The organism is Methylomusa anaerophila (genome assembly GCF_003966895.1).
Lineage (GTDB): Bacteria > Bacillota > Negativicutes > Sporomusales > Sporomusaceae > Methylomusa > Methylomusa anaerophila.
Map to the genome: position 1 here is coordinate 3,033,627 of NZ_AP018449.1, position 11,325 is coordinate 3,044,951.

Annotated in this window: 12 protein-coding genes; 8 read left to right on the plus strand and 4 right to left on the minus strand. The window is 44.6% G+C overall.

Going from position 1 to position 11,325, the window contains the following annotated elements; translation table 11 throughout:
• Nucleotides 1–201 precede the first annotated feature (201 nt).
• Nucleotides 202–1,287, minus strand: coding sequence for a radical SAM protein (locus MAMMFC1_RS13640; protein ID WP_126309028.1), 1,086 nt, complete (start codon nt 1,285–1,287; stop codon nt 202–204).
• A 3-nt stretch (nt 1,288–1,290) separates the two neighbouring features.
• The gene (locus MAMMFC1_RS22710) at nt 1,291–1,425 is read right to left on the minus strand and encodes a hypothetical protein (RefSeq protein WP_269471837.1); all 135 of its coding nucleotides are present in this window, start codon (nt 1,423–1,425) and stop codon (nt 1,291–1,293) included.
• A 133-nt stretch (nt 1,426–1,558) separates the two neighbouring features.
• Here MAMMFC1_RS22710 and MAMMFC1_RS13645 point away from each other — a divergent pair, with 133 nt between their 5' ends.
• Nucleotides 1,559–2,131: a YqaA family protein gene (locus tag MAMMFC1_RS13645; protein ID WP_232035457.1), complete on the plus strand. Its 573-nt coding sequence runs from the start codon at nt 1,559–1,561 to the stop codon at nt 2,129–2,131.
• 85 nt (nt 2,132–2,216) lie between these two features.
• On the opposite strand, the gene MAMMFC1_RS13650 is transcribed toward MAMMFC1_RS13645, so the two are convergent.
• A complete protein-coding gene (locus MAMMFC1_RS13650) occupies nt 2,217–2,636 on the minus strand; it encodes a hypothetical protein (RefSeq protein ID WP_126309029.1) in 420 nt (139 codons plus the stop codon).
• A 313-nt stretch (nt 2,637–2,949) separates the two neighbouring features.
• On the opposite strand from MAMMFC1_RS13650, the gene MAMMFC1_RS13655 reads away from it, so the two are divergent.
• The 5 genes from MAMMFC1_RS13655 (at nt 2,950) to MAMMFC1_RS13675 (ending at nt 7,697) form a co-directional block, all read left to right on the plus strand.
• Entirely contained in the window at nt 2,950–3,879 is a 930-nt protein-coding gene (locus tag MAMMFC1_RS13655) for a CsgG/HfaB family protein (protein ID WP_126309030.1), read from the plus strand.
• A 289-nt stretch (nt 3,880–4,168) separates the two neighbouring features.
• Nucleotides 4,169–4,864 carry a TVP38/TMEM64 family protein gene (locus MAMMFC1_RS13660; protein WP_158618775.1) on the plus strand — a complete coding sequence of 232 codons (696 nt, stop codon included), beginning with the start codon at nt 4,169–4,171 and terminating at the stop codon, nt 4,862–4,864.
• Between the two features lie 23 nt (nt 4,865–4,887).
• On the plus strand, nt 4,888–5,937 hold the full coding sequence (locus tag MAMMFC1_RS13665) for a mechanosensitive ion channel family protein (RefSeq protein WP_126309032.1): 1,050 nt from the start codon (nt 4,888–4,890) through the stop codon (nt 5,935–5,937).
• A 153-nt stretch (nt 5,938–6,090) separates the two neighbouring features.
• Entirely contained in the window at nt 6,091–6,927 is an 837-nt protein-coding gene (locus MAMMFC1_RS13670) for an SDH family Clp fold serine proteinase (protein WP_126309033.1), read from the plus strand.
• Between the two features lie 77 nt (nt 6,928–7,004).
• On the plus strand, nt 7,005–7,697 hold the full coding sequence (locus MAMMFC1_RS13675; protein ID WP_126309034.1) for a flagellar brake protein: 693 nt from the start codon (nt 7,005–7,007) through the stop codon (nt 7,695–7,697).
• Between the two features lie 44 nt (nt 7,698–7,741).
• On the opposite strand, the gene MAMMFC1_RS13680 is transcribed toward MAMMFC1_RS13675, so the two are convergent.
• On the minus strand, nt 7,742–9,055 hold the full coding sequence (locus MAMMFC1_RS13680) for a lipase family protein (RefSeq protein WP_126309035.1): 1,314 nt from the start codon (nt 9,053–9,055) through the stop codon (nt 7,742–7,744).
• Nucleotides 9,056–9,179: 124 nt separating this feature from the next.
• Here MAMMFC1_RS13680 and MAMMFC1_RS13685 point away from each other — a divergent pair, with 124 nt between their 5' ends.
• Together MAMMFC1_RS13685 and MAMMFC1_RS13690 are read left to right on the plus strand one after the other, a co-directional pair.
• Nucleotides 9,180–9,797, plus strand: coding sequence for a LysE/ArgO family amino acid transporter (locus tag MAMMFC1_RS13685; RefSeq protein WP_126309036.1), 618 nt, complete (start codon nt 9,180–9,182; stop codon nt 9,795–9,797).
• Between the two features lie 118 nt (nt 9,798–9,915).
• Nucleotides 9,916–11,262, plus strand: a complete 1,347-nt coding sequence (locus MAMMFC1_RS13690) for an MATE family efflux transporter (protein ID WP_126309037.1) — start codon at nt 9,916–9,918, stop codon at nt 11,260–11,262.
• The last annotated feature ends 63 nt before the right edge of the window (nt 11,263–11,325 follow it).

Below are 11,325 nucleotides of genomic sequence, written 5' to 3' on the forward strand. Positions count from 1 at the left end.
GTTATTCCGGCAGTACCGGAAGCAGTACCAATTTAGCGGGCATAAACTTTACGGAAAGACCCTTTGGGGTCTTTCTTGCAGTATCAGATGTTTATGCCGTTGAAAACGCATCAGTAAAGTATGAAAATGTTATTCTTTAAGGGAAAATATATAACTTTTCCGAAAGGTGCACACTCCGAAAACGCTTGGCGTTTTCTTAACTTATGCGTAAAAGTTGTTTTTTATTAGATCAAACCAAGCTGTCAACGATTGGGAAGCCCTTTTGTCTACTAAGTTTTTCAGGCCAAGCTGCCAGGCATTGGCCGGTTCCTTGGGGTGGATCAGCCCTGGAAGGTGGTAAAGTATACTGGGATCCCGAAAACATTGCCACATGCATTGGTTGCAAGAGGTAGGGTGGAATTGCCGATTTCCCAGATCAAGGATGTTGCCAAAGTTTTCACTTAAGAACGCGCAACGGTATAAGGTTAAATTCCAATCCAGGTAGAAGAATTTATATCCTCCCAGGCACGGAAAAAGGGGCGGGTTACCTTTCTGGAAACGGACCATTTCCTGTAGGCCGGCAATCGGATTGACAATGCGGATGCCTTCATACTTTGACAACTTGATTTTTTCTATGTGTCCCAAAGTTTCGATTAATTCATCCGGCGTCAGTTCTACTAAATCGCTGGCGGCAGCCCCACCATAAGAAGCTGCCATAACCGTCATCGGATAGCAGAATGCGATTGTATCCAGTCCGAGGCTTCGTATATGCTTGGCAAAAGCGTAATAGTCTCTGATTAACCGGTTGATGGGGGCGGCGGCATTGACATTGATACCTATTTCTTTCATCAGCGGAATCATATTTCTGATATGCTTCATAAGCCCTGGAATTCCCCGGTTGCTGTCGTGTTGTTTTTCAATTTCCGAGTCAATAGAAATCCAGACGTTTCTTACTCCACTGTCTTTTAGTTTGCGTATGGTTTTATAATTAAGAACTGCACCATTGGTCCCTGTCCGGGTGAAAAAACCTTTGGCTGAAGCGTACTTAATTATTTCATATATATCAGGATTGAGGAGCGGCTCACCGCCGGTGAAAGAAATGATGCGGATGTTTTTATCATAGAGTAGATCCAACACCTTTTTGGCATCATCAAAACTAACGTGTTTGACGGGTCCGCCCTTGCCTTTAGGGTAAGAACAAAAACTGCAGCCGGCATTACAGAGATTGGTTACCGCCCATATGACCTGACCCGGTAAGCTACCGGTGAACATTGTTTTAAATTGTGCTATACTCATGCTATTGGACATAACTCAACACCCCACTCCCAGATAAGTGAAGCCAAAAGGACGCCTTTTTTCGTTGTCGAACATGTTGCGACCGTCGATGAATACCTTTTGCCGCATCACCTGTGCTAAATCTTTCCATTTCCATTGATTACTTTGCAAATCTTTTCCTCCCTAGGTTTTGATGATTTTGATCTTTCCGGTATTACCGAATATTATAATACACTTGGGTATGATTTTGCCTAACGTTATAAATAATTAACAAACCGCATGAAAATATAAGGTGGGTGCAGCATTGGTAGAGGCTATTATTGACTTTTGCCGTGAAAACGGAGTATATGGATTGATGTTATTGGCGTTTGCCGACTCGTTTGTCTCGCCAATTATGCCCGATATTATCATGGTGCCTTTGTGTCTTGCCGAACCTGATAAAGCGATATTTTACTCCTTTTTGGCTACAATTTCTTCTGTGGCGGGCGGGTTCATCGGCTATAGCTTGGGAGCAAGGCTGGGGCCCGTATGTATTGTCAGATTCATCCCGCCGCACCATTGGGAGACCATCCGCAATCTGGTTGAAAAGCATGGGGCATGGGCCGTATTCTGGGGTGCGATCATGCCAATTCCATATAAATTTGTATCAATTTCAGCCGGAGTGTTAGGTCTTAATAGAAATTTGTTCCTTATTGTTACAATTATCGGCAGGTCTAAGAGATTTTTGCTCGAAGGAATCCTTCTTTACTATTTCGGGGTTCCGCTTGCAAAAACCTGGGAGCAATACAATGAATATGGTATTTGGATTGTTGGTGGCGTAATCATCGCCACAATTTTAGGGTATAAATTATTCCGGGTCCCGAAGAGCCAGCAGTAGTATGCCGTAAACCGGGAAAAATGCGCCAAGACATGAAATGGCCGAACTCCGCTCAAATACGGGTTCGGCCATTAGCCCATTATCTTTAGCGAGGGTAATATTCACGAATTTGAAACAGAAGATAGACAAACACAAAGTCGATTATAATTCCGAAAAGACTAAAATGGATAATGTTTACGACGAAGCCTGTCAGTGAGGTCAACAATGCCAGTTGCCAGCCGCGCAACTGCCGTGACAGCATCCAATAACCGGCGAGAATGCCCAGGATTTGTATAATGGCAGAGATGACGATGATCAATGACATTATTCCTGTATAGCCGCCAGCCATTCTTGCGGCCGCAGTAAACATTCCCAGGATGGAAAATAGACATAAAAGTCCTAGAACGCCAAAAACAATAATAATCCATGGCAAATATTTTGCCAAACCTTCCTTGACATTGGGGGAGAGTGGGGGTAACTTCTCCAGAAATATTTTGCGGAGTTCTGTTTCCAGTTTTTCCATCATATAGTTTTATCCTCCTTTCGTTTAAAATTCTAAGGGTTAGTTCATTATATATTAAACTCATGAAAATATGTTGACTTCATGATGAAATATTGAAAGAGGAATATGTTAATATCATAATTATAGATAAATTTACAGTAAAATGCAATAATTTGTACAATTTTTATTTCTATATTTCTGACTAATATCGACTAATATCGACTGATATGGAAAGGTTTAGCAGGGATTTTGTCATTTATACATAATATATATATACGCATAAACATAAATCTAATAAATTGGTGATCCAAGGGGAAAAGAAAGGAATGATTAAAAAATGAAAAAAGTGCTGATTTCATTTCTGCTTACTGCATTCATAGTATCTGTTACGTTGTTATCCACACCTGCACTGGCGGCGGCTGACAGTGGCGGCTTACGCTACACTGTATCTGTGACCAAGTTTGAAAATAGGGCCGGGTGGAATGGGCAGTTTGATATTGGAGATGCTTGGGGTATTGTTATGACAGATATCCTTAATCAGACAGGCAAGTTCATTGTGCTTGCTGAGAAAGATATGAGACAAGAGGCAATGGCTGAACAGGACTTTGCTGCATCCGGCCGGACAGCGCAAGGGGCAAATACGCCGCAAATTGGACAAATGACTCCGGCTCAAATTATCATAAAAGGTGCAATTACCCACGTTCAGAACAAAACCTCCGGTGGCGGCGGTCTTGTTGGGATTGGTCCGTTTGCTATTGGCGGCAGCAATAGCAATGCTGAGGTTAATGTAACCATGTATATGGTAGATTCCACTACCGGCCAGATTTTGGCATCCAAGAGCGTTGTCGGGAAGTCCTCCAGCAGTGCCGGCAGTATTGGTTATTCGGGTAATGGATGGTTTGGCGGCGTTGGCGGGTATAAGAATGATAATATGGGTAAAGCCATTGCCAATGCTGTGTCGCAGGGTGTAGACTGGATGATAGGACAACTTCCTAATATTCATTGGAAGGGAGCGGTTGTCATGGTGAGGGATCAGAATGTGTATATTAACCGTGGCAGCCGGGAAGGAGTTAAACCCGGACAGCAGTTCATCGTAGGCAGAGCAGAAGTCATTCGGGATCCAAACACCGGCGAAGTGCTTGACGAAAGCGTTACTGAGGTGGGAAGAATTCAAGTTGTAAATCTGAAAGAAAAACTTGCTATTTGTGAAATAGTCAGCGGTCAGGCGGAAGAAATAGAAAAAGGTATGGGCGTGGAGTTACCTTAACAATATATAATTATTTTGTATTTTTGTGTTGTGGTATAACAATAATAGGCAGGGGAGAGTTCCCCTGCCTATTATTGTTTAGATATTAGTTGTGCTATAATGTGGTTCAAAGATTGAATGCAGTAAAATATGGTAAAAATCCTTGGCGGTTTTCTTTATTTGACAAAGTCACGTTACTGCGGTATAACTAATTACATTATATACAAATTTGCTATGATTTTATTATTTTGATAAATACTAAACACATATAATAAAATTTGTCCACTAATAGCTGATGCGGAGGAACTTTATGGAGACGAAAATCAGGCGGCAGGAAAGCCGCCGGGTAATGGTAGTTTTGTGTCTGGCCGCCGTTGTTGTTATTGCGTATCTAATGGCTCCGGCATTTTTCAAAAGGTTATTTTCGTTGCTCATAGTGGGCGACGTATTGGGAAGCATAGAGTTTATACGTTCTTTTGGCCCGTATGCGATGATAGTAAGTTTTTTCATCATTGTTTTCATTAATGCTACAGGGGTTTTACCTAATATCTTCATGCTGGCAGTTAACGGGATTATATTCGGGGTAGCATTGGGGACTTTCATTTCCTGGTTGGCTGAATCGGTTGGCGTAATTCTTGGTTTTTTACTCATGCGCTATATATTCCGGGATTACGCGCAAAGCTTGATTGTCCGCAGTAATGCCTTGAAAAGTGTTGACGAGTTTAGCTGCCGGAGCGGTTTCAAAATCATGCTGATTGCCCGTGCTGTTCCTTATATTCCTTCCGGATTAATTACAGCTTTGGGAGCCATTAGTTGCATCAAGTTGAAAGACTATGCACTGGCTACTTTTATCGGTAAAATACCTTCGGCCTATATTGAAGTAACAATGGGGCATGATTTGTTTTCTTATCAGGAACATATAGCACGACTAGCGTTATTATTGCTGATTTCCGGAGCATCTTACCTAGCTTTCTTATGGTACAAGAAGAAACGCCATTCCCGCTAAGGGGGCCGAAGGAGGACTGTTGATTGCAATTTCTTAGCTGGTTTCAGATCGTTTTATTGGTTTTACTTATTGCAGCCATTAGTCTATCGGCGGGAATCGTGTTGAACCGTCTAATCCATACCATGTTAAATCAGGACTGCATTTATGAATCAATAATTAAACCATTAAAAGGCATACCCGTCATTTGGAGCATTCTGATCGGGATGTACGCTTTAACGTTTCTGGTGCCAGTGACTGATGGGGTGCAATCTTCCCTGTATAAATTGATTTTTGCCTTATTGCTTTTGTCGTTAACGATTATTATCGCCCGTATTGTTGCCGAACTTGTCCGATGCTACACGAAAAAGACACAGGCCATTCTGCCGGCAAGTTCTATATTAATCACTACAGCCGAAGCTGTTATTTACGCCGCTGGTTTACTAATCACACTCCAATCGGTCGGTATTTCAATTACTCCTGTATTAACGGCTTTGGGCGTGGGGGGATTGGCAGTCGCCCTGGCACTGCAAGAGACATTGTCCAACCTTTTTGCCGGTTTGCATATTTTGATTTCCAGTCAAATACGAATTGGCGATTATATCAAACTTAATACGGGTGAAGAAGGATTTGTCGATGATATTTCCTGGCGTATTACCAAGATAAAAACCTTAGGGAAAAATACTATTATTGTTCCTAATTCAAAGGTTGCATCCTCAATCCTTGTAAACTATCATGTTCCGCAAGAAAAAACGGCATTTATCGTACCTATTGGCGTCAGCTACGGCAGCGATCTTGACAAGGTGGAAAGGGTAACCCTGGAAGTCGCAACTGAAGTTGTCCGGGAAGTCTGCGGCGGGGTCACGGATAGCATTCCGATTATATTGTTTCACTCTTTCGGCGAGTATAGCATTAATATTAGAGTTATCTTATACGCCAAACATTTTGTAAGCCAGTTTCGTTTACGGCACGAGTTTATCAAACGGCTTTACCGGCGTTTTCGTCAGGAAGGGATTGAGATTCCGATATGTCATGTAATGTTTCGGCAAAACGGGACATCTGTTAGCTCTCTTACCGGGCCGGAAGAGTTACTTTGATTTGCCTGCAATATAATAAGAAAAATCTAATTTGGCTGCGGTGGCGCGGTCTTTTTTACTTGCTATCTATAAAAATCTATAAAAAGAAGGAGAATAGCCCTGGCAAAGCCAATTCATAAACGTAATAAAACTTTTATGGTGGAGGGTTACGTTATGGATTTCGGCAGTTGGATTTGGATATTGTTTCTCATTTTAACAATTTCACCAATGTTTAAGCAATTTACATTAGAGCAGGCCCGTTTGCGCCTGATCCGGTCCATTGAGATGAAGAGGGGATCAAGACTGATTACCATGATCCATCGCCAGGAGGCAATTAGTCTGCTGGGTCTTCCCATCAGCAGGTATATCAATATCGAGGATTCCGAACATATCTTGCGGGCAATTCGTCTTACTCCGCCGGAAATGCCCATTGACATATTGCTGCATACCCCGGGAGGACTGGTTTTGGCTTCTGAGCAAATTGCCCATGCACTGATGCGCCACCCGGCAAAAGTGTCAGTTTTCGTTCCCCATTACGCCATGAGCGGCGGTACAATGATCGCTTTGGCGGCCGACGAAATTGTCATGGACTGTAATGCCGTGCTGGGTCCGGTTGATCCCCAGCTCGGGCAGTACCCGGCGGCTTCCATTATTAAAGCGGTTCAACAAAAGCCAATTGCGGAAGTGGACGATAACACGCTTATATTAGCTGATATGGCGGCGAAGGCTTTACATCAGGTAGAGGAATTTGTTTTTAAATTATTGTTGGACAAAATGGGGCCGGACCGGGCGAAAGAAGTGGCGCGCATCCTTACCGAGGGCCGCTGGACGCATGACTATCCGGTTACCTGTGACAAAATTAGCGAATTAAGCTTACCCCTTAATCCTGACTTGCCGGAAGAGATCTTTCAGTTGATGGAGCTGTATCCGCAGCCGGCGCAACGGCGTCCTTCCGTTCAGTACATTCCTCTGCCTTATGGCCGGGAAGAATTTAAAAAACCCCATAACTGAAAAATGCAGATAAAAAATAGAAGGAAAAGAATAGAAGGGCAGGTTTTACACTTAAATTTGGTAGTGGAGGTGGTTTCATGGATCATAAGGGCATATTCCGGGTACTTCAGAAAATTCATTTCATTGATACAGATATCGATGCGGATATCGATGCAGATTCTGAAAATTACCAGACTCGTATATATTCCAGCCATATCGAGGATATCAAAGAAAAGTCTCTTTTGGTTGCGGTGCCTTACTCCCAGGGACATTATCTTCCGCGCAGATATCTAAAAGAGTATAACGTCCGTGTTACTCCCGGCCCTTGTGTTTACATATTTAATACTAAATTGCTGGCGTTTATTTCAGACCCTATTCCTATGTGGGAGATATCAATGCCGCAAGAAGTAAAGCGAATTCAGACAAGAGGGTATGCGCGGCTGGATATTACCCTGATGATAGATGTGACAATTATTCAACCCGATGGCGGTATTGACGAAAAAATCGCTACATTTACCAGAGACATTAGCGGCAGCGGTCTGGGATTCAGCTTGGACAAGGACAGGGCAGTACCTTTGGGAACCAAGCTGAAAATAATGTTGCCCCTAGGTGAAATACATGTGATAAGAGCAGAAGGGGAAGTAATTCGCGTCATTCCCCATGATCTAAATCCGGAGAAAAATGTAATCGGTCTCAAATTTACTAAGATTGCCAATGCAGACCGAGAATGCCTGAGCAAATTTATATTCCGGAAGCAGATAGTTAGACGCAACAAAGGACAGAAAATATAGTGGACTGCGCCGCCGGCTGTTTCCCTTGAAATTAAATTTCAGTACTACTTTAGCGTACTTAGCCATTTATTACAGCCTTCCCGCATACTCTTGGCATTATGGAAAAAAGCTTCCAGCGGTGTCAGATTACGGGTGCTGGTACCGTAACCGGCAGCGTCGATAAGTGTTTTGTCCGAAATCCGGTAAACCGCCTGGAGCATGGATATGTAGTATTCGTTATTCTTATCTTTTAAACGGTCAGCCTGAAATTCAGTTATGATTGCCCACTGACAGCCTAATGATCGTGCTTTTTGTATGGGGTCATCCGTGGCTGAAGCGGCCTTGTCAAATATGTATCCGGGCAGTATGTCGCGGTACTCATCCTGTAGAACCTCCTGCATATAGGAGAACTCAGCGTGAAGTTCTTCCGGAAGGCTGTTTTTGACAGGGGCAATATAAACCGTAGGGGTTTCCCGGGATGCAGCAGAATCATCGGGCAGGGACAAGGCTCCGGCTTGGACGGCTGCTTGCCGGATATGATAATACTGTTTCATTGCCAGGTCCAAATAGGATGCAATATCATGAGGATTTTGGCCAATATAATCAGGTTTTTTCCAGGATGTTTCCTGGCCGAATTGGGTGTAACCGCCGGGGATGCGCTGTAGCGCCAATGGTATCGGGTCGCCGTGAATGGTTATCCGGGTCAGATTGAGCCTTGCCTCAAAGAGATCTTTAAAAGCCGTATTGCCGACGGCGGGTGCGCCGAAGGTAATAACCTCGATTTGTTGCGGCTTAACACCGGCTTCCAACAGACTGGCGGCGGCAAGGGTTACCACTGCGCCGCCCAAACTATGACCGGTCAGGTAGATTTTTTGCTCCGGATGCGCCAATAATATGTTTAACAAATCTTGCGGCCGGCCATTTTCCTCATCGACAACTTCAGCTTCGCCTGCAGTCCGCAGGTATTGGTAAAAACCCTGATGCACCTTGGGAAGCTGGTTGATTGACAATGACGACTTGGTCGCAAACGGAATTTTGTCCCAAGACAAATCCACTCTAATGTCTTTCTCTGTTTCTGTTCCTGTAACCGCCAGCAAATAAAACGGATGACTACTGTCAGGAAATATTTTTTTGGCGAACAGGAATCGGGCGTCGGCATATTTGCCCTTCTGTACAAAGGGAATAATCTCCCAGCCCTCTTGCTGCAGGGCGGACATTGCAAAGCCGCCGTAACGGTCATTATAAGTAGCCATGCAGGCAGCCGCAGCAATAAAAACTTCCCGGGCTTCCTGATATTTTGCCAGCGGTCCGGCAATTGCAGCCGGTATAAACAGCAGCAGTGACAGCAGGGTGAGTGTCAATAGTCTTATTTGACGCATTAGATCACCTTTTTACTATAAACTTTATCTGGTCTAATTGTACCATATCATTCCATGGTTGAGAATGAGCGGTTTAGTGTAATCCTTTTATAATGATAAAAAAACGAGGAATGGTGGCTTAGAATTGGTTGGATACTTTATGCAAGGCTTGCTGATTGGACTGGCCTATTTGGCGCCGATCGGCATGCAAAATCTGTATGTTATCAATATGGCATTGAAAGCTTCCCGCTGGAAGGCCTTCCAAGCCGCAATCATAACAACCTTTTTCGATATTACGTTAGCCATAGCGGCTTTCTTTGGTACCGGAGCGCTGTTGGAGACTAATCCTCTGGTTAAATGGGGCTTGTTATTACTAGGCAGCATAGCCATACCGGCTATCGGTATTGTCCTGATCCGATCAAAACCGGCTGAGAGTACGGAGCTGAATGTGGAGGAGTCTTTCGCCAGGACGGCAATATTCTGCTTTTCGGTTACCTGGCTGAATCCACAGGCTCTCCTGGACAGTACGTTTTTGTTGGGTAGTTACCGGGCGGCTCTGGACAGCACCTTAGCCACCGCCTTCTTACTTGGGGTAGTAACGGCATCCTTTATTTGGTTCAACAGCCTGGTAGTAATTTTTACCCGTTTCCGGCACCATATGAGCACTGGTGTATTGCGGAAAATTAACTTAATCTGCGGCGTGGTTCTGATTCTATTTGGAGTGAACCTGGGATATGGTCTCATAATATATATGTCGCATTAAACCAATTGACACATCCGGGTATTCGGATAAGCCGGAGTTAAGCAACAGATCAAAGCGTTCTAAAAGTCAACTTTGCAACAAGTCAATGGGACCCGGGTGCGGAATATAGAGGTGGCAAGTGAAAAGAGCCTGTTCACTTACAGAAAAAACCAAACAGTTTTTGGCAATATTCTCTCCAATATTTGTTTCCCAAATTTCTTTGATGGCTACAGGCTTTTTTGATACAGTAATGTCAGGCCAGGCCAGCCACTACGATTTGGCAGGAGTGGCCATTGGCGCAAATCTGTGGCTGCCTGTATACACAGGCCTTGGCGGAATACTTGCCGGGATTACGCCTATCGTAGCTCAACTCAACGGCGCTTCCCGCAAAGGGGATATGGCTTTTTTGGTCGTGCAAGGTGCATATCTTGCCCTGTTTCTTGCGCTTGTTGTAATCATTGGCGGGTGGTTTCTCCTTACGCCGATATTGAATATCATGCAGCTCGAAGCAGCCGTGCACGACATAGCCCGTGGTTTCCTGGCGGCCCTGTCGATAGGGGTTGTCCCTTTGTTTGTTTCCGTGGTTCTGCGGAACTTTTTGGATGCGCTGGGTTATACACGGATAACCATGTTGGTGACTCTTTGTGTTTTGCCGGTCAATATTGTATTAAACTATATGCTCATCCTGGGCAATCTTGGCTGTCCCCGGCTTGGCGGCGTGGGTGCTGGGTATGCATCGGCCATAACGTACTGGTGTCTTGCCGCTGTCAGCCTGGGCGTTATTTGCTTTAAGGAACCTTTTAAAAGTTACCATATATTCCGCAAGTTTTTCCGGGTTTCGCTTGCCGCCTGGCGGGAACTGCTCGCGGTCGGGTTGCCGATAGGTCTTTCGATATTTTGTGAAGTCAGTATTTTCGGCATAGTCGCCATGCTGATGTCCGAGTATGGCACGGCAACAATCGCTGCCCATCAGGCGGCCATTAACTTCGCCGGACTCATCTACATGGTTCCTTTGAGTATCGGGATGACCCTGACCATTATCATTGGGTTTGAAGTGGGCGCAGGCAGGTATGATGACGCCCGGAAATACAGCTATCTTGGCATAGGAATAGCTGTGGCGTTTGCTGTGGGTGTTACGGTTGGACTGCTTATCTTTAACAATAAAATTGCCGGTCTCTACACAGGTGAGCCGGAAGTATTTGAACAGATAAAAAGTTTTTTAGTCTATGCCATATTTTTTCAGTTTTCCGACGCCATTGCCGCGCCGGTCCAGGGAACACTGCGCGGGTATAAAGACGTGAAAGTGACCTTTCTTATGGCCATTGTGTCGTACTGGGTCATCGGCATGCCGACCGGATATTTGCTTGCTAAGTATACCTATCTGCAACCTTACGGCTATTGGGTCGGGTTTATCGTCGGCCTGGCGGTTGGTGCGACGGCACTGGCGGTAAGATTGGCCAGGCTGCAGCAAAAATACAAAATGTAAAGAATGATACCCTCTTCCCTGTCAGTCCGGACCGCAAAGCTAGTGGTCTGTAAACCCTAATCC

Excerpts from the sequence above, each read along its gene's own strand:
- MAMMFC1_RS13640 (WP_126309028.1), bottom strand. The coding sequence starts at position 1,287 with ATGTCCAATAGCATGAGTATAGCACAATTTAAAACAATGTTCACCGGT.
- MAMMFC1_RS13650 (WP_126309029.1), bottom strand. The coding sequence starts at position 2,636 with ATGATGGAAAAACTGGAAACAGAACTCCGCAAAATATTTCTGGAGAAG.
- MAMMFC1_RS13655 (WP_126309030.1), top strand. The coding sequence starts at position 2,950 with ATGAAAAAAGTGCTGATTTCATTTCTGCTTACTGCATTCATAGTATCT.
- MAMMFC1_RS13660 (WP_158618775.1), top strand. The coding sequence starts at position 4,169 with ATGGAGACGAAAATCAGGCGGCAGGAAAGCCGCCGGGTAATGGTAGTT.
- MAMMFC1_RS13670 (WP_126309033.1), top strand. The coding sequence starts at position 6,091 with ATGGATTTCGGCAGTTGGATTTGGATATTGTTTCTCATTTTAACAATT.
- MAMMFC1_RS13675 (WP_126309034.1), top strand. The coding sequence starts at position 7,005 with ATGGATCATAAGGGCATATTCCGGGTACTTCAGAAAATTCATTTCATT.
- MAMMFC1_RS13680 (WP_126309035.1), bottom strand. The coding sequence starts at position 9,055 with ATGCGTCAAATAAGACTATTGACACTCACCCTGCTGTCACTGCTGCTG.